The sequence below is a fragment of the Bradyrhizobium sp. TM102 genome (assembly GCF_009176685.1).
In the GTDB taxonomy this organism is placed as follows: domain Bacteria; phylum Pseudomonadota; class Alphaproteobacteria; order Rhizobiales; family Xanthobacteraceae; genus Bradyrhizobium; species Bradyrhizobium ottawaense.
This window is the reverse complement of record NZ_AP021855.1, coordinates 5,871,656-5,888,719: the sequence shown is the minus strand read 5'-3', so window position 1 is coordinate 5,888,719 and position 17,064 is coordinate 5,871,656. Positions and strand designations below refer to the sequence as shown.

The 17,064-nt window shown below is 65.1% G+C and carries 15 protein-coding genes; 4 read left to right on the top strand and 11 right to left on the bottom strand.

The genetic code is table 11. The features are described from left to right. Position 1: 1 nt before the first annotated feature. From GDN70_RS27935 to GDN70_RS27885, 11 genes are all read right to left on the bottom strand, one after another. Entirely contained in the window at positions 2-943 is a 942-nt protein-coding gene (locus tag GDN70_RS27935; protein WP_028143444.1) for an ABC transporter permease, read from the bottom strand. Between the two features lie 10 nt (positions 944-953). Then, positions 954-2,462: an ABC transporter substrate-binding protein gene (locus GDN70_RS27930; protein WP_038972772.1), complete on the bottom strand. Its 1,509-nt coding sequence runs from the start codon at positions 2,460-2,462 to the stop codon at positions 954-956. A gap of 22 nt (positions 2,463-2,484) precedes the next feature. Then, entirely contained in the window at positions 2,485-3,594 is a 1,110-nt protein-coding gene (locus GDN70_RS27925; RefSeq protein ID WP_038947050.1) for an ABC transporter ATP-binding protein, read from the bottom strand. A 175-nt stretch (positions 3,595-3,769) separates the two neighbouring features. Then, the gene (locus GDN70_RS27920) at positions 3,770-4,759 is read right to left on the bottom strand and encodes an ABC transporter ATP-binding protein (protein WP_095426356.1); all 990 of its coding nucleotides are present in this window, start codon (positions 4,757-4,759) and stop codon (positions 3,770-3,772) included. Continuing rightward, the gene (locus GDN70_RS27915; RefSeq protein ID WP_038972770.1) at positions 4,756-5,466 is read right to left on the bottom strand and encodes a DUF1028 domain-containing protein; all 711 of its coding nucleotides are present in this window, start codon (positions 5,464-5,466) and stop codon (positions 4,756-4,758) included. The genes GDN70_RS27920 and GDN70_RS27915 overlap by 4 nt, the downstream gene beginning before the upstream one ends. Before the next feature lie 9 nt (positions 5,467-5,475). Continuing rightward, entirely contained in the window at positions 5,476-7,281 is a 1,806-nt protein-coding gene (locus tag GDN70_RS27910; protein WP_038972769.1) for a gamma-glutamyltransferase family protein, read from the bottom strand. 81 nt (positions 7,282-7,362) lie between these two features. Further along, positions 7,363-8,352: an ABC transporter ATP-binding protein gene (locus GDN70_RS27905; protein ID WP_028143438.1), complete on the bottom strand. Its 990-nt coding sequence runs from the start codon at positions 8,350-8,352 to the stop codon at positions 7,363-7,365. Next, positions 8,349-9,335, bottom strand: coding sequence for an ABC transporter ATP-binding protein (locus GDN70_RS27900; RefSeq protein ID WP_028143437.1), 987 nt, complete (start codon positions 9,333-9,335; stop codon positions 8,349-8,351). The genes GDN70_RS27905 and GDN70_RS27900 overlap by 4 nt, the downstream gene beginning before the upstream one ends. Before the next feature lie 28 nt (positions 9,336-9,363). Continuing rightward, entirely contained in the window at positions 9,364-10,335 is a 972-nt protein-coding gene (locus GDN70_RS27895) for an ABC transporter permease (protein WP_028143436.1), read from the bottom strand. 9 nt (positions 10,336-10,344) lie between these two features. Continuing rightward, complete coding sequence (locus tag GDN70_RS27890) at positions 10,345-11,325, bottom strand: ABC transporter permease (RefSeq protein WP_026201522.1); 981 nt, start codon at positions 11,323-11,325, stop codon at positions 10,345-10,347. A 104-nt stretch (positions 11,326-11,429) separates the two neighbouring features. Continuing rightward, positions 11,430-13,025 carry an ABC transporter substrate-binding protein gene (locus GDN70_RS27885; protein WP_038947053.1) on the bottom strand — a complete coding sequence of 532 codons (1,596 nt, stop codon included), beginning with the start codon at positions 13,023-13,025 and terminating at the stop codon, positions 11,430-11,432. Between the two features lie 305 nt (positions 13,026-13,330). Between GDN70_RS27885 and GDN70_RS27880 the strand changes: the two genes are divergently transcribed. Genes GDN70_RS27880 through GDN70_RS27865 form a run of 4 tightly spaced genes read left to right on the top strand, consistent with a single transcriptional unit; the run spans position 13,331 to position 16,992 of the window. Beyond that, on the top strand, positions 13,331-13,588 hold the full coding sequence (locus GDN70_RS27880) for a DUF6489 family protein (protein WP_028135213.1): 258 nt from the start codon (positions 13,331-13,333) through the stop codon (positions 13,586-13,588). Beyond that, a complete protein-coding gene (locus GDN70_RS27875) occupies positions 13,588-14,388 on the top strand; it encodes a triacylglycerol lipase (protein ID WP_038947054.1) in 801 nt (266 codons plus the stop codon). Before GDN70_RS27880 ends, GDN70_RS27875 begins: the two co-directional genes overlap by 1 nt. Before the next feature lie 47 nt (positions 14,389-14,435). Continuing rightward, positions 14,436-15,986 carry a wax ester/triacylglycerol synthase family O-acyltransferase gene (locus GDN70_RS27870; RefSeq protein ID WP_028143433.1) on the top strand — a complete coding sequence of 517 codons (1,551 nt, stop codon included), beginning with the start codon at positions 14,436-14,438 and terminating at the stop codon, positions 15,984-15,986. Positions 15,987-15,996: 10 nt separating this feature from the next. Beyond that, positions 15,997-16,992 (top strand): alpha/beta fold hydrolase, encoded by a 996-nt coding sequence (locus GDN70_RS27865; protein ID WP_028143432.1) that lies wholly within the window; start codon positions 15,997-15,999, stop codon positions 16,990-16,992. Positions 16,993-17,064: the final 72 nt, after the last annotated feature.

Here is a 17,064-nt window from a genome sequence, read left to right as displayed (position 1 = left end):
TCTAGCCCCGCAGCCGTGGATTGACGAGGATATAGGCGATGTCGGCAACGAGATTCAGCGTGATGTAGATCGTGGCCGTCACCAGCACGACGCCTTGCACGACGGCGTAGTCGCGGTTGAAGACGGCGTCCACGATCAGCTTGCCGAAGCCGGGGATGGAGAAGATCTGCTCGGTCAGGACTGCGCCGGACAACAGCGTCCCGAGCTCGAGCGCGCCGAGCGTGATGACGGGCGTCAGCGCGTTGCGCATGGCGTGCTTCAGGATCACCGAGCGCTCCAGGAGTCCCTTGGCCCGGGCGGTGCGGACGTAGTCGCTTTCCAGCACCTGCAGCATGGCGCTGCGGGTATGCCGCATCAGGACCGCGGCAATGGCATTGCCGAGCACGAAAGCCGGCATGATGGTGGCCGCCAGGCTCGCGCGCCAGTTCTCGGTGAGCGGCACGTAGCCGGACGCCGGCAGCCAGCCGAGCTCGATCGAGAACAGGAAAATCAGCATGATCCCGAGCCAGAAGTTCGGCGTCGAGATGCCCCACAGCGCAAACAGGTTCGCGCCGTAGTCCCAGGCCGAGCCCTTCTTCACGGCCGCGACGATGCCGGCGGGGATGCCGATCAGGAACGCGATCACGATCGCCATGCCGCCGAGCTGCAACGTCACCGGCAGCTTCTGCGCGATCAGCTCGCGCACCGGCATCTTGTTGCGCAGCGACTCGCCGAAATCGCCCGAGAGCACGCCCTTGATCCAGTAGGCGTACTGCACCGGGACCGGCTGATCGAGCCGGTACTGATGACGGATCTGCTCGATCACGGCGGGATCGCGCTCTTCGCCCGCCATCACCAGCGCGGGATCGCCCGGCAGCAATTGCTGCAGCGAGAAGATCAGCACCGAGACGAAGAACAGCGTCGGCACGATCTGCGCAAGGCGGCGGGCGAGGAAGTTCAGCATTCTCGCGGCGTCACTTCAGCTTGAGTCCGATGACACGCACGAGGCCGTCGGGCATCTGCTTGTAGCCTTCGAGCTTGGTCGTGTGCGCGATGATGATGCGGCGGTGGTAGAGGTACAGCAGCGGCTCTTCGTCCTGGACCAGCTTGGCCAGGGCCTCATAGCTGGCCTTGCGCTTGGCGGGATCGGTGACCGATCTCGCGTCTTCCAGTGCCTTGTCGGCCTGCGGGTTGTTCCACGCGCCGTAATTCTGCGGCGCGCCGCTGTGCAGGAACACGAAGCTGTTGCCGTCGGGATCGACGCGCCCGCTCCAGGCGAGCATATAGGCCTGGTAGTCGCCGGCCTCGGCCTGCTTCAGCCCGGTCGCGAATTCGGTGAGGCGGATCTTCATGTCGAACCCAGCCTCGGCCGCCATCGACTGGATCACCTGCGCCGGCGTCTCGGTCTCCGCGCCCTTGGGCACCAGGAAATCGACGCTGACCGGCGGTGTCGCGCCGGCTTCCTTCAGCAGCGCCTTGGCCTTCTCGACATTGCGGGGACGGACCGGAAGGGATTTCTGATAGTAGGGATGATCAGGGTTGACCCATTGATTGCCGACCTGAAACTCGCCGTTGAACACGACCTGGTTGATGGCGTCGCGGTCGATCGCAAGGTCGAGCGCCTGCCGCACCTTTGCGGATTGGCTGAGCGGCCCCTTGGCCTTGTCCTTGCCGATGTTGAGCGTGATGCCCTGATAGCCGAGCTCGATGGCGGTCGCGACTTTCAGCCGTGAATCCGCGCGGACTTCCTTCAGGTCGGTGGCAAGCACGCGCTCGATCAAATCGAGGCCGCCGGATTTCAAGTTCGCAAGCCGCACCGTGGCATCGACGATCGGCTGGAACACGATCTTGTCGATGAAGACGTTGTCCTTGTTCCAATAGTCCGCGAACTTTTCGAACACGATGCGGTCCTGCTGCACGCGCTCGACGAATTTATACGGGCCGGCGCAGACCGGGCGCAGGCCGAATTTGTCGCCGGCCTCTTTCGCCGCCTTAGGCGACACCATCATCCCGGCGCGGTCGGTGAGCTGAGCGAGCAGCGGCGAGAACGGTGACTTCAGCACCAGCTTGACCGTGAGGGGATCGACGACTTCGATGTGATCGACCGAGGCGAGCTCGGGTTTGCGGAAGGATCCGGGGAACGTCAGATGCCGTTCCAGCGAGAACTTGGCGGCTTCCGCGCCGAACGGTTCGCCGTCGTGGAATTTCACGCCGGGCCGCAGCTTGATGACCAGCGCCTTGCCGTCGTCGGCGGTTTCGCTCGACAGCGCGAGCTGCGGCACGATGTTGAGCTTCTCGTCGATGTCGAACAGCTTGTCGCAGAAGGCGGAGAACACGATGCGGCCGACATAGGTGCGCGCCATCGTGGGATCGAGGATGTCAGGGTCCTCGGCGAGGCCGATGCGCAGCGTGGTCTGGGCCTGCGCGGCTCCAAGCGACAGCAGGACGGCGGCGGCCGTTGCGGCCAGGCGAAACATCTTCATCGGACAGTCCCCATTGCTTCGGCTATGTCGTTGTGGGCGCGGTGCCTTGTATACCAACCCCGGCGGTGGCAGCGCCTTCCGTCTTTTGGCTGAAGGCGGCGACCAATTTTGCAAGCGCCGGCGAAAACCCGCCGGCTGCCGGCAATATGGCGTCGGCAGACGGCAGTTCCGCCGTGCGGTGGCAGGCGGCGGCGTGGCCCGTGCCGTCAGCTAGAAGCGCCGGCGCCTCGTTGCGGCAGAGCTCGATCACGAACGGGCAGCGGGTGTGGAAGCGGCAGCCAGAAGGCGGGTTGAGCGCGCTCGGGATCTCGCCCTCGAGCAGGACGGTCGCGCGCTTCACCTTCGGCTGCGGCAGCGGGATCGCGGACAACAGCGCCCGGCTATAGGGGTGGCGCGGCGAGGCGAACAGCGCGTCCGCCTCCGCCGTCTCGACGATCTGGCCGAGATTCATCACCGCGACGTGGTCGGCGATGTGCTTGACCACGGCGAGGTCGTGCGAGACGAAAATATAGGCGAGGCCGAGCCGGTCCTGGAGCTCGCGCAGCAGATTGAGGATCTGCGAGCGGATCGAGACGTCCAGCGCCGAGACCGGCTCGTCGCAGATGATCAGCTTCGGCTCGACCGCGAGCGCGCGAGCAATGGCGATGCGCTGGCGCTGGCCGCCGGAGAATTCGTGCGGATAGCGCCGCGCCAGCCTCGGCTCCAGCCCGACCAGCCGCAGCAGCTCCGCGACGCGCGCACGCCGCTCTGCCGGCGGCACGAGATCGTGCAGTGCCAGCGGTTCGGTCAGGATCTGGCCGACCGTCATGCGCGGATTGAGCGAGGCGTAGGGGTCCTGGAAGATGATCTGGGCCTCGCGGCGGAAGGCGCGGAGCGCATAGGGATCGAGCGAGAGGAGATCGCGGCCGTCGAACCGGATCGTGCCCGCATCCGGCTCGATCAGCCGCAGCACCAGGCGGCTGACGGTGGATTTGCCGCAACCGGATTCGCCGACCAGGGCCAGCGTCTTGCCGGCCTCGAGCGAGAAGGAGACGCCATCAACGGCTTTGACATGCGCCAGCGCCCGGCCGAACAGCGAGCGTTCGGCGACGAAATGCTTGACCAGGCCTGTAACCTCGAGCAGAGCGGTCATCGTTCGTGATCCCGACGAAACTCAGTCTCGTGTCCCGGGCGCGGCGCAACGCGAAGTGTTGCGACGCTGAACCGGGAGCCAGTCTGCCGCCACATGGGCCCCGGTTCAGCAGCGCACCACCGCGCTGCGCTTGTGCTGCGCTGCCCCCGGGGAACGGGAAGAGAGAACGTGGCCATCACGACACCAGGCGTTCGAGCGGCGCGCGGATGCAGCGCGAGAGGTGGCCGGGGCTGACTTCGATCAGTGGTGGCGGCGCCGTGGTGCAGGCGTCCAGCACGAACGGGCAGCGCGCGGCGAAGCGGCAGCCTGCCGGCGGCTGCGCCATGTTCGGCACCATACCCTCGATCGTGGCAAGCTGTTCGGCCCGATGGTCGAGCCGCGGGATCGAGCCGAGCAGGCCGACGGTGTAGGGGTGCTGCGGCGCCGAGAACAATTCGTCCACCGGCGCGCGCTCGACGATCTCGCCGGCATACATCACCGCGACCTCGTCGCAGACCTCGGCGACCACGCCGAGATCGTGCGTGATCAGGATGATCGCGGCGCCGCTTGCCGCTTTCAACTCCCGCATCAGCTCCAGGATTTGCGCCTGCAAGGTGACATCGAGCGCAGTGGTCGGCTCATCGGCGATCAGCAGGCGCGGGTCGCAGGCCAGCGCCATCGCGATCATCACGCGCTGGCGCATGCCGCCGGAGAGCTTGTGCGGATATTCGTCGACGCGCCGCTCGGGCGAGGGGATGTGGACCCGGCGCAGCAGCTCGATCGCCCGCTCGCGCGCGCTTTTCCGCGAGCCGCCGCGGTGGCGCAAAATGGTCTCGATGATCTGGTCGCCGATGGTGAAGCTCGGATTGAGCGAGGTCATCGGTTCCTGGAAGATCATCGCGAGCCGGTTGCCGCGCAGATTGCGCAGGGTCTGGTCCGGCGTCTTCAGGAGGTCGAGGCCGTCGAAGCGGATCGCGCCCGATATCTCCGCGCTTTGTTTCGGCAGCAGGCCCATGATCGCCAGCGAGGTCACGCTCTTGCCGCAGCCGGATTCGCCGACGAGGCCGAGGGTCGCGCCGTTGGCGACACTGAGGTCGACACTGTCGACCGCGTGGGTGATGCGGCCGTCGTCGCCGTGGAAGCGGATGCGGAGGTCCCTGATCTCGATGAGAGGGCTCGCGCTCATGATTGCCTTGCACGCGCTGCTTGGATGCTGGCGTCGATGACGCCGCGGTCGGTATTGCCGGCCGGGTTCCGTCGCGTCGGCATGGAATCGCGAAAATGCACCCAGAGCTCGTGGCTGACGTGTTCGAGTCGCTCGAGTTCGCCGAGCGGATCGGGATGGTCGTCGGCGCGAATGTCCAGCGCCGGCCATTCCTCCTCGCCGTGAATCAACAGCGCGGCAGACTGCTTGCCGCGCTTGTCGCCGCCGGCGGCTTCCCCGGCGCGCATCGCGGCGAGCAGGCGGCGCGGGAAGGGCAGGCTGTCGTTGGCGATATAGGTCTTTGCGGTCTCGTCGAGCACGTCGGCGCCGGCCAGCATGTTGCCGGCGATGGAAAAGCCGCTGCCTGCGATGTGCCCGCACCAGTCGACGCAGTCGCGCCCGGTATGTGCGGCGATCTCGCCGCTCGCATCCATGATGTGGATCTGACGGCTCTCGCGGCCATCGTCGGTCGCGAGTAGCGCGGCCAGCACGTCGCGCGCATTAAGGCCTTCCCGCAACAGCTTGACGCCGTCGATGCCGTAATAGGGATTGACGAAGGCCTGCGTCGCGATGGCGCCGACGCCGGCGGCAATATACGGCACGCGTGCGCCGACGGCGAAAAAACGTGTCGCAACAGCGATGCCGAACTGGCCGGTGAAAGGGTCTCGCGCGATGATCGACCAGGTCATGTGCTGCCTTCAGCGTCCCGCGGCGTAACCTTGCATGCCGCGCGGATTGGCGGCGGCGCGCCGGCGCCGACCCACGCGCGAGGCTGCGGTGAGCCGGCCTTCGGACCAGTCGGGACCGACTTCCACGATATGCCCGCGCTCACGAAGGTTCTCGATCGTCGCCTTGGGTACGCGATTTTCCACCACGAGCACGCCGGGGCGCGCGGTACGCGGCCAGAACGAGATCGGGAAATGCTCGGAATGCCAGGCCGGCGCGTCGATCGCTTCCTGGAGATTGAGATTGCAATGGACGTGGCGTAGGAAGAATTGGGTGATCCACTGGTCCTGCTGGTCGCCGCCGGGCGAACCCCAGGCGAGGTAAGGCTCGCCGTCGCGCAGCGCCATGGTCGGCGACAGCGTTGTGCGCGGCCGCTTGCCCGGTGCGAGCGAACCGGGTTGGTTCTCCTCCAAATCGAACATCTGGGCGCGGCTGCCGAGACAGAAGCCGAGCTCGGGAATGATGGGCGAGGATTGCAGCCAGCCGCCCGACGGCGTCGAAGACACCATGTTGCCAGCTTTGTCGATGATGTCGAAATGCACGGTGTCGCCGCGCACCTCGCCGAAGCGCCCCACGGTTGGTTCACCGGCGCCTAGCGCGCCAACGGCCTCGCGCTGGCCTTCAGCGCGGCGCAGCTTGACGACGCCGCCAAAGCCCTCGATCGCGCCGGGCCGGAGATCGAGCGAGGCCTTCTCGGTAATTAGCTTACGACGTTCGTCGTTATAGGCGTCCGATAGCAGCGTCGTAATCGGGATCTCGCTGAACTTGGGATCGCCGTAGAATTTCTCGCGGTCGGCAAAGGCGAGTTTTGCGCATTCGATCTGGAGATGGATGAACTCAGGCCCGGTCGGGTCGAGCCCGTCGAGGGCAAAGCCCTTCAGCAGTGCGAGCTGTTGCAGCGTCACCGGACCCTGGCTCCAGACGCCGGCCTTGCAGACGGTGTAGCGGCCATAGTCGTAGGTGAGCGGCGCCTCGACCGTCGGCTGCCAGCGCGCCATGTCGTCGGCGGAAAGCACGCCGCGATGCGGCGAGCCGCTGACGTCCATCACCTCCTGGGTGCGGCAGAATTTGTCGATGGCTTCCGCGACGAAGCCTTGCGACCAGGCTTTGCGCGCGCGCTCGATCTCGGCGTCGCGGCCACCGCCGCCGCTCTCGGCTTCGCTGAGAATCCGTGCGTAGGTCGCGGCCAGCGTCTCGTTGGTAAAGAGTGTGCCGGGCTTCGGCACCTCGCCGTTGGGGAGATAGACCGCGGCGGAGGTCGGCCAGTGCTTGCGGAATAATTGCTCGACGGTCTGGATCGTGGCGCAGGCGCGCTCGACCAGTGGATAGCCGTCGCGGGCATAGGCGATCGCGGGTTCCAGCACGTCGCGCACGCGCATCGTGCCGTAATCGCGCAGCAACATCATCCAGGATTCGAAGGTGCCGGGGACGCAGGCCGCGAGCAGGCCGGTGCCGGGCACCATGTCGAGGCCTTCGCTCTTGTAATGCGCGATGGTGGCGCGTGCCGGTGCCGGGCCCTGGCCGCAGATCACCTCGGTGCGGCCGCGCTTCACGTCGTGGACGATGATGGGGACATCGCCGCCGGGGCCGTTCAGATGCGGCTCGACCACCTGGAGCGTGAAGGCGGTAGCGACGCCGGCGTCGAAGGCGTTGCCGCCCTTTTCCAGGATGGCCATGCCGACGGCGGTCGCGATCCAGTGCGTAGTGGCGACGACCCCGAACGTGCCTTCGATCTCGGGGCGGGTCGTGAACGGATCGGGATTGACGATGCTGGCCATGGATTACCTCATTTGCGGCGCGCGCAATTGATCACAGGCGATGTCGCGCCGCCAATGCGCTGCCGGCATGGCACGCGCGCATCACGCCGGGACCGGCGCGGTGTTGACGGCGTGGCAGGCGACGCCGTCGATCAGTTCCGGCGTTTCCTTGCGGCAGAGATCGAACGCCAGCGGGCAGCGCGGATTGAAGGCGCAGCCGGGCGGCGGATTGATCGGGTTCGGGATCTCGCCCTTCACCGGAATGCGCTGGCGGCCGCTCATGGCAAGATCAGGCACGGCGCCCAGCAGCATCTTGGTGTAGGGCATGCGGGGACGTGCGAACAACTCCTTGCCTTCAGCGATCTCGACGATGCGGCCGAGATACATCACGCCGACGCGGCTCGCCATGTGGCGGACCACGGCGAGGTTGTGGCTGATGAACATGTAGGTCAGGCCGAACTTGTCCTGGAGGTCGCGCATCAGGTTCAGGATCTGCGCCTGCACCGAGACGTCGAGCGCCGAAGTCGGCTCGTCGCAGACGATGAACTCGGCGTCCGATGCGAGCGCCCGGGCGATCGCGATGCGCTGGCGCTGGCCGCCGGAGAACTCGTGCGGAAACTTCAGCCGGTCGTCGGGATGCAGGCCGACCAGGCTGAGCAGCTCGCCGACGCGGGCCTGGATGTCGCGCTCGCCCTGGATCAGGTCGAAGGCGCGGATCGGCTCGGAGATGATGGCATCGACGCGAAAGCGCGGGTTCAGGCTCGCATAGGGGTCCTGGAAGATCATCTGGATGCGGCGGCGCAGCTTCCTGCGCGCCGGCGCCTGCCGCGGATCCGTCATCGAGACGCCGTCGATCAAGACATCGCCGGAGCTCGGCGGCAGCAGTCCCACGACCATCCGCGCCACCGTGGTCTTGCCCGAGCCGGACTCGCCGACCAGCGCAAACGTCTCGCCCTTCCTGATGTCGAAGGTGACGTGATCGACCGCCTTGAGATATTCGAGATGCCCGCCTTCGAGCATGCGGTTGAGCCAGGGTTTCGAGACGTCGAACACCCGGCGCAGATTTGTGGCCTGGACGAAGGAAGCGCTCATGCCGCGCTCTCCGCCGGCACGCTGTCATAGAGATGGCAGGCGACCGATTGCGCACCGCGCGGCAGCGGCTCCGGTCGATCAACGCGACAGCGGTCGAACGCGAAGGCGCAGCGCGGGTTGAACGAGCAGCCGCGCGGGATCGCCGACAGCCGCGGCATCGAGCCGGGAATCTGCATGAGACGCTTGTCGTCGCCGGCCAGCGTCGGGATCGCGCCCATCAAGCCCTTGGCATAGGGATGCAGCGGGTTTCTGACGACATCCTGCACCGGACCGATCTCGGCGACACGGCCGGCATACATCACGGCGACCCGGTCGGAGGTCTCCGCGATCACGCCCATGTCGTGCGTCACCAGCATCACGGCGGTGCCGTGGTCGCGGCCGAGCCGCTTGATCAGCGAGATGATCTGCGCCTGCACGGAGACGTCGAGCGCGGTGGTCGGCTCGTCCGCGATGATCAGCTCGGGCTCGGCGCAGATCGCCAGCGCAATGACGACGCGCTGGCGCATGCCGCCGGAGAATTCGTGCGGGTAGCCGTCGATGCGCTTCTCCGGCGCGGGAATGCCGACCTCGGCAAGCAGGTCGATGGCGCGGCGGCGGGCGGCCGTCTCGGACAGGTTCAGGTGGGTTCGGATCGTCTCGATGATCTGGTCACCGACCCGGTAGAGTGGATTGAGCGAGGTGAGGGGGTCCTGGAAGATCATGCCGATCCGTTTGCCACGGATGCGGCGCATCTCCTCCGGCGGCAAATTGTCGATGCGCAGGCCGGCCAGGCGAACCTCGCCGCCCGCGATCCGGCCGGGCGGGTCGATCAGGCCGATCACGGCGAGGCCGGTCACGGATTTTCCGGCGCCGGATTCGCCGACCACGCCCAGCACCTCGCCCTTGGCAATGTCGAAGGAGACGCCGTCGATGGCGCGCAGCGTGCCGCGGCGGGAGGCGAACTCCACCTGAAGGTTGCGAACGGAGAGGATGGGCTCGGTCATGGGTGAGGCGCTCTTATCGAAGTTTTGCTCATCGGAGCTTCGGGTTGAGCGCGTCGCGTAGCCAGTCGCCGAGCAGGTTGATCGACAGGATCAGTCCGGCCAGCGCGAGGCCGGGGAAAGCGACGATCCACCATTCGCCCGCGAACAGATAATTGTTGCCGATGCGGATCAGCGTGCCCAGCGAGGGCATGGTGTCGGGCAGGCCGACGCCGAGGAAGGACAGCGTTGCCTCGGTGATGATGGCCAGTGCGAGGTTGATGGTGGCGATGACCAGGATCGGGCCCATCGTGTTCGGCAGCACGTGCCGCAGCATGATCTTTGGCGCGGGCAGGCCGATCAGCTGCGCGGCGGCCACGTAGTCCTTGTTCTTCTCGACCATCACGGAGCCGCGTACCGTCCTTGCATACCCGACCCAGAAACTGAGGCCGATCGAGATCACCAGCACCACCAACATGCTGGTGGCATCCAGACGGTTGCCGAGGATCGATTTCGCGATGCCATTGACCAGCAGCGCGATCAGAATGGCGGGAAAGGTCAGTTGCACGTCGGCGATCCGCATGATCACGCCATCGACCGCGCCGCCGAAATAGCCGGCGATCAGGCCGAGCGCGATACCGAGCGCGCCGGCGAAGATCACGCCGGCCACGCCGACGGCGAGCGAGATGCGCATCCCGTAGAGGATGGCGGAGAACACGTCGCGGCCCTGCTCGTCGGTGCCGAGCAGGAACGGGCTTTGGCCGTCGGCGGTCCAGAGCGGCGAGATGCGCGAGTTCATCAACTGGAGCTGCGCCGGATCGAACGGGTTCTGCACCGCGAGCGCCGATGCAAAGATCGCGAGCAGGAAGAGCAGCACGGTAATGGCCGCCGCCACCATGGTCAGCTTGGAACGGCGGAACGAGTAGAAGATGTCGCTGTCGAGGGCGCGGCTGAGCCAGCTGCGACCGGCATGCGCGGGCGGCGCGCTCTGCTTGTCGGAATTGGAGGCGACGGCGTCGGACATGCAGGGGCCTTATGTAGCGCGGCCGACGGTCGCGCGCAGGCGCGGATCGACTACGGTGTAGAGAATGTCGACCACTAGGTTGATGGTGACGAAGATCAGCGAGACCATCAGCAGATAGGCCGCCATGATCGGGATATCGACGTTTTGCACGGCCTGCACGAACAGCAGTCCCATGCCCGGCCATTGGAACACGGTTTCGGTGATGATCGAAAATGCAATAACCGAGCCAAACTGAAGGCCGGCCACGGTGATGACGGGAATGAGCGTGTTCTTCAGCGCGTGGCCGAAATGAATGGCGCGGGTGGTCAGCCCGCGGGCGCGGGCGAAACGAATATAGTCGGTTCGCAGCACTTCCAGCATCTCCGCCCGCACCAGTCGCATGATCAGGGTCATCTGGAACAGGCCGAGCGTGATCGAGGGCATGATCAATGCCTTCAGTCCCGACAGCGTGAGCAGGCCCGTGCTCCACCAGCCGAGCTTGACCACCTCGCCGCGGCCGAACGAGGGCAGCCAGCCCAATGTCACCGCGAACAGATAGATCAGGAGAATGCCGATCAGGAAAGTCGGCAATGAGATGCCGATCAGCGAAACCGCCTGGAATAATTTGGCGAGCACGGTGTCGCGCCTCAGCGCCGAATAGACGCCCATCAGAATGCCGAACACCATTGCAAACACGGTGGCGCAGATCGCAAGTTCCAGCGTGGCCGGCATACGTTCCATCAGCAGGGTCGAGACCGGCTGGCGGAACTGGTAGGAGACGCCGAACTTGAATTGCGCGGCGTCGGCGAAATAACGCACGAACTGCACCGGCACGGGATCGTCGAGGCCGAGCGACTTGCGCACGGCTTCGCGTTCGGCCGCCGATGTGTCGATCGAGACGATCTGATTGACGGGGTCGCCGGCGAAACGGAACATCGAGAAGGCGATGATGCCGACGGCGAACATGACGCCGATGGCCTGAACGGCGCGGCGAAGAGTGAAAGCGAGCATGCCTTCCACTATCCTTGGGTGTGCGTGCGGTCGACGTCTTTGTCAGCCGGAAAAGGAAAGGTCCCGGATGCCTGACGCCGCCGGGACCTCGTGTTCAACTGGTGCTATTCCTTCTTGGTCGCCCAATGGAACATGACCAGATTGTCGGCGCGCTGCGGCAGGTTGACCTTCTTCGACACGCCCCAGGCCAGCGCCTGCTGGTGCAGCGGGATGTAGGACCAGTCCTTGTTGCCTATTTCGTAGGCCTGCTTGATCAGCTGGTTGCGCTTGGCAGTATCGGTTTCGACCAGCACCTTGTCGGTGATGGCGTCGAACTCCTTGTTGCAGTAGCCGCCGAGATTGGCCTCGCCGCGTGAGGATTTCGCGTCGTCGCGGCAGCCCATGATGTCATAGAGCACGTTGTGGGAGTCCATCGTGCTCGGCGTCCAGCCCAGGAGGTAGAACGAGGTCTGGTAGCCGCCCTGCTTCAACACCTTGGCGAAGTACTGCGCCTTCGGCTGCGCCAGCAGGTTGATCTTGACGCCGATGCGGGCAAGCATGCCGACGACGGCCTGGCAGATCGCGGCGTCGTTGACGTAACGGTCGTTCGGACAATCCATCGTGACCTCGAAGCCATCGGGATAGCCGGCTTCGGTCAGGAGCTTCTTGGCTCCATCGGGGTCGAATTTCGGCCGCGTGAACTCCTTGGACAGCACGAACAACTCCGGAGCGATCATCAGCGCCGATGGTGTCGACAGCTCGCGCATCACGCGCTTCTTGATCAGCTCGATGTCGATCGCCTTGTAGAAGGCTTCGCGGACGCGGACGTCCTTGAACGGGTTCTTGCCCTTGATGTTGGAGTAGAGCAGCTCATCGCGCATCTGATCGAAGCCGATGAAGATGGTGCGCAGCTCCGGCCCTTTCAGCACCTGGGCGTTGGGGCTGGAATCGACGCGGGAGATGTCCTGGATCGGCACCGGCTCGATGACGTCGACTTCGCCCGAGAGCAGCGCAGCGACGCGGGTTGCGTCTGAAGCGATCGGGGTGAAGACGATCTCCTTCAGGTTACCCTCGACCTTGCCCCAGTAGTTGGGGTTGGCCTTGAAAACCGTCTTCACGCCGGGCTGATGGCTTTCGATGGTGAACGGACCGGTGCCGTTCTCGTGGAGCGAGGCGTAGCTCGGCGTGGTCGCCGCCACCGGCGTCGGATCGACGACGTTGTTCTCCTCGGCCCATTTCTTGTCCATGATGTACCAGACATCCCACGAGTTATGCAGGATGGGATTGGGCGATGGCAAGACGAAGTCGACGGTGTAGTCGTCGACCTTGACGACCTTGACGTCGGGCGCAAGGCGGGTCTGCATATTGGACCCCTTCTTGCGGACGCGATCGGCGGAGAACACGACGTCGTCGGCGGTGAAGGGATCGCCGTTATGGAATTTCACGCCCTTGCGCAAATGGAAGCGCCAGCGGGTCGGCTCCGGAGTTTCCCAGCTTTCCGCCAGCGCCGGAATGATCTTGAGGTCCTTGTCGCGCGCGGTGAGGCCTTGATAGACGTGACCGAGATGGGCGTGGGTGGTGCTTTCGTTCAGCGTATAGGGATCAAGGGATTTCAGGTCACCCTGGTTGGCATAACGCAGCGTCTGGCTCGACGCCGGCGCGACCGTCAACGCAAGCGTACCGGCGAGCGTCGCCGCAAACAGACTTCGACCGACTGACATTCTTGACCCTCTCCACTCTGCCGTGCCGATGATTTTTGATTGTTCGGCAGGGCTGATTGATCCATGTTGCCCAGAGTTCTCGACCGGTGCAAGCGCCATTCCAGCAAGGAACGCGCCAAGTTGCACCGCTGTGCAGCAATGCTGACCGTGCCGCCTGGCATGGAGGACCGCGTCTTTCGACTTTGGTTGACTATATCGGCCGATTGCGGGACGCGGCATGTCGCGCCTGCATCAGGCCGCTTGCGTCGCACCACAACTCGCGGCGATACTGCCGGCAGGCCGCTCGAATCTCATCCGGAGGGGACATGAAAGTTAATATCGAAATCGACTGCACCCCCCTCGAGGCCCGCCAGTTCTTCGGTTTGCCTGACGTGGGACCGATGCAGACGGCGGTGATGGACAAGCTGCAGCAGCAGGTGCTCAGCAACATCGAGAAGGTCTCGCCGGAATCGCTGATCCAGAGCTGGTTCACCTTCGATCCCAAGATCGCGGAGCGGTTTCAGGACATGTTCGTCACGATGGCGGGCCTCGGCGGCACGCGCAGCAGCGACAAGAAGAAATAATGCCGTCCGGGCCAGACGGGCGGCAGGCCCCGGGCGGGCTTCGTCCGCCGGGCCTCGCCCTGCTGCTTGCAGAAGCGCGCGGCCTGTTCGAGTTCAATGCAAGCCTGTTGCTGTCGCCGATCCTGATGCGAGCGCCGAGGGGCGATGGCCATCCGGTGCTGGCGCTGCCGGGCTTTCTCGCCAGCGACCTCTCGATGGCCCCGATGCGGCGCTATCTCAGCGAGCTCGGCTATGAGGCACAGGCTTGGCGGATGGGCCGTAATCTCGGCGGCCTCGGGCGGATTCGGGAGTCGCTGCGCGCCCGTCTTGCCGAAATCCATGCTGCGAGCGGACGCAAGGTCAGCCTAGTCGGATGGAGCCTCGGCGGCGTCTATGCCCGCGATCTCGCGCTCCAGGCGCCCGACATGGTTCGCTATGTCATCACGCTCGGCAGCCCGTTTGCCAATGACGTGCGGGCGACCAACGCGACGCGGCTCTACGAAGCGCTGTCCGGCGAACGGGTCGAGGATCTTGCTGAGGCGCGCGAGGCGATCGCCGGCGATCTGCCGGTGCCGGCGACGTCGATCTATTCGCGGGCCGACGGCGTCGTGAACTGGCGGACCTGCCTGCTCCGTCCCTCCGACCGTGCCGAGAACATCGAAGTGCTCCTGGCGAGCCATATCGGGCTCGGGGTGAACCCCGCGGCGCTATGGGCCGTGGCGGACCGGCTGGCGCAACCGGAAGGGGAATTCTCGCCATTTGACCGGGCCGGGCCGTTTGCCATTGCATATGCCCCGCCGGAACAGGCAATATCGGCCTGACGAGAAGCGCCAGAAGGCGCCCGTCAAAATTGTTGCGGGAGGGAATTATGGCTGACGGTAAGAAGCTGTCGTCGCTGGACGCGTCGTTTCTCTATCTGGAAACGCCGGAGATGCCGATGCATGTCGGGAGCATGGCGATCTTTCGCCTGCCCGACGATTACAAGGGCGACTTCTTCGAAGACTTCAAGGCGATGATCGTCTCGCGCCTGCATATCGCGCCGATCCTGAAGGCGCGGCTGGAGAAGGCGCCGCTCGACATCGATCATCCCTCCTGGGTCGAGGACGATCAGTTCGACATCGACCGTCACATCTTCCGTGCCAGCCTGCCGCAGCCGCGCGACCGCGCCACGCTGGAGCGCATCGTCGGCTGGATGCACGCCAAGCTGTTGAACCGCGCCCGCCCGCTCTGGGAGTTCTACGTGTTCGAGGGCATGAAGGACAACGAGGTCGGGCTCTATTCCAAGATGCACCATGCCGCCATCGACGGCGGTGCCGGTGCGGCGCTGACCAACATGATCTACGACATCTCGCCGATCCCGCGGAAGGTCGATCCGCCGGCGGCTGGCAGCAAGCCCGGACAGGAGCCGCGCGACATCGCGGCGAACCTGCTGGATTCCTACCAGCAGCTTTTCAACCAGCCGCTCGACGCCGGCAAGGCCGCCCAGAACCTGCAACTGCCGCGCACCGGCAAGAGCGACATCGGCTCGATCCTGTTCGACAACGCGATGTACCAGATCGAGAGCGCGGTGCGCTTCGCGGGCAATATCCCGACCATGGTCAAGAGCGTCTCCGATGTGCTCGGCAAGGTCGCCGATCCCAAATCGCGCGAGAGCCTTGCCAGCATGGTGTCGCCGCCGACCATGCTGAACAAGACCATCTCGTCGGAGCGAAGCTTCGCCGGTGTGTCGATCCCGCTGTCTCGCGCGAAGGCGCTGGCCAAGCAGGCCGGCGGCAAGCTCAACGACGTCGTGCTGGCGCTCGCCTCCGGCGTGGTCCGGCGTTACCTGAAGGAGTACAGCACGCTGCCGGCGAAATCGCTGACCGCGGCGGTACCGATCTCGCTGCGCGAGGAGGGCAACACCGAAGCCAACAACCAGGTGTTCGGCATGATCTGCGCGATCGCGACCAACATCGACGATCCCAAGGCGCGGCTCGAAGCCATCATCGCGCAATCGACCAAGTCCAAGGAGATGTCGCATCCCCTGCGCGCGCTGATGCCCCAGGTCTCCAACATCTCGATGCTGGGCGCGCCGATCATGGTGCAGATCCTGGCGTTGCTCTACAGCCGCTCGAACCTGTCGGACGTGCTGCCGCCGGCTGCCAACATCACCGTGTCCAACGTGCCGGGGCCGCGGCAGACGCTTTACGCTGCCGGCGCGGAGCTATTGCACATCTTCCCGGTGTCGATCTCGACGCACGGGCAGGCGCTCAACATTACCGTGCAGAGCTATCGCGACCAGCTCGATTTCGGCTTCATCGTCGGCGCCAACATCATTCCACATGTGCAGGTGATGTGCGACATGCTGCCGGAGGAGTTCGCCGCGCTGGAGGCGGCCTACGCGCCGCCGGCGACCGACATCAAGGGCGCTGCGGAATAGGAATGGTTCGATGATTGAAATGCCACAGCTCAAGTTCGTGCACACGAACGGAATCCGCATGGGATATTACGAGGCGGGCCCGATCACGGACACGCCGCCGATCGTGCTGTGCCATGGCTGGCCCGAGCTGGCCTTCTCCTGGCGCCACCAGATCAAAGCGCTGAGCGAGGCCGGCATCCGCGTGATCGCGCCCGACCAACGCGGCTATGGCGCGACCGACCGGCCCGAGGCGGTCGAGGATTACGACATCGAGCACCTGACCGGTGATCTCGTCGGGCTGCTCGACCATTTGCAGATCGACAAGGCGGTCTTCGTCGGTCACGACTGGGGCGGCTTCATCGTCTGGCAGATGCCGTTGCGGCACATCGACCGGGTGGCGGGCGTGGTCGGCATCAACACGCCGCATACCAACCGTGCCTGGGCCGATCCGATCGAGCTCCTACGCGCCCGCTTCGGCGACAAGATGTACATCGTGCAGTTCCAGGACCCGGCGCGTGAGCCCGACAGGATTTTCGGAAGTCGCGTCGAACAGACTTTTGACGCGTTCATGCGCAAGCCGGCGCCGCGCCCGGCCGACGCGCCGGCAGAGGAGGTGGTTGCCGGCGTCGGCGCTTCTCCGCGGGTCAATCTGGCGTTTCCGCAGATGATCGCCAGCTATGACGCAAAGCATGATCCGCGTACGCCGATCCTGTCGCCGGAAGAGAAGAAGGTGTTCGTCGACAATTTCACCAGAACCGGCTTTACCGGAGGCATCAACTGGTACCGCAACATGTCGCGCAACTGGACGCGCGCCGAAGGGCTCGATCATACGGTGCGGGTGCCGTCGTTGATGATCATGGCCGAGAACGACGCGGTGTTGCCGCCGTCTTCCGCCGATGGCATGGACAAGCTGATCCCCGATCTCGAAAAATATCTGGTCCGCGACAGTGGCCATTGGACGCAGCAGGAGAAGCCGGAGGAGGTCAGCGCCAAGCTGATCGAATGGCGTAGAAGGCGGTTTGGGTGACGACGCAGTCGTCATCCTGGGGCGATGCGTAGCGTCGAACCCGGGATCTCGAGATTCCGGGTCTGGTCCTTC

Coding starts and splice junctions, on each gene's coding strand:
- GDN70_RS27875 (WP_038947054.1), top strand. CDS start 13,588: ATGCCGTCCGGGCCAGACGGGCGGCAGGCCCCGGGCGGGCTTCGTCCG.
- GDN70_RS27935 (WP_028143444.1), bottom strand. CDS start 943: ATGCTGAACTTCCTCGCCCGCCGCCTTGCGCAGATCGTGCCGACGCTG.
- GDN70_RS27915 (WP_038972770.1), bottom strand. CDS start 5,466: ATGACCTGGTCGATCATCGCGCGAGACCCTTTCACCGGCCAGTTCGGC.
- GDN70_RS27930 (WP_038972772.1), bottom strand. CDS start 2,462: ATGAAGATGTTTCGCCTGGCCGCAACGGCCGCCGCCGTCCTGCTGTCG.
- GDN70_RS27880 (WP_028135213.1), top strand. CDS start 13,331: ATGAAAGTTAATATCGAAATCGACTGCACCCCCCTCGAGGCCCGCCAG.
- GDN70_RS27870 (WP_028143433.1), top strand. CDS start 14,436: ATGGCTGACGGTAAGAAGCTGTCGTCGCTGGACGCGTCGTTTCTCTAT.
- GDN70_RS27905 (WP_028143438.1), bottom strand. CDS start 8,352: ATGAGCGCTTCCTTCGTCCAGGCCACAAATCTGCGCCGGGTGTTCGAC.
- GDN70_RS27895 (WP_028143436.1), bottom strand. CDS start 10,335: ATGTCCGACGCCGTCGCCTCCAATTCCGACAAGCAGAGCGCGCCGCCC.
- GDN70_RS27910 (WP_038972769.1), bottom strand. CDS start 7,281: ATGGCCAGCATCGTCAATCCCGATCCGTTCACGACCCGCCCCGAGATC.
- GDN70_RS27890 (WP_026201522.1), bottom strand. CDS start 11,325: ATGCTCGCTTTCACTCTTCGCCGCGCCGTTCAGGCCATCGGCGTCATG.
- GDN70_RS27920 (WP_095426356.1), bottom strand. CDS start 4,759: ATGAGCGCGAGCCCTCTCATCGAGATCAGGGACCTCCGCATCCGCTTC.
- GDN70_RS27925 (WP_038947050.1), bottom strand. CDS start 3,594: ATGACCGCTCTGCTCGAGGTTACAGGCCTGGTCAAGCATTTCGTCGCC.
- GDN70_RS27865 (WP_028143432.1), top strand. CDS start 15,997: ATGATTGAAATGCCACAGCTCAAGTTCGTGCACACGAACGGAATCCGC.
- GDN70_RS27885 (WP_038947053.1), bottom strand. CDS start 13,025: ATGTCAGTCGGTCGAAGTCTGTTTGCGGCGACGCTCGCCGGTACGCTT.
- GDN70_RS27900 (WP_028143437.1), bottom strand. CDS start 9,335: ATGACCGAGCCCATCCTCTCCGTTCGCAACCTTCAGGTGGAGTTCGCC.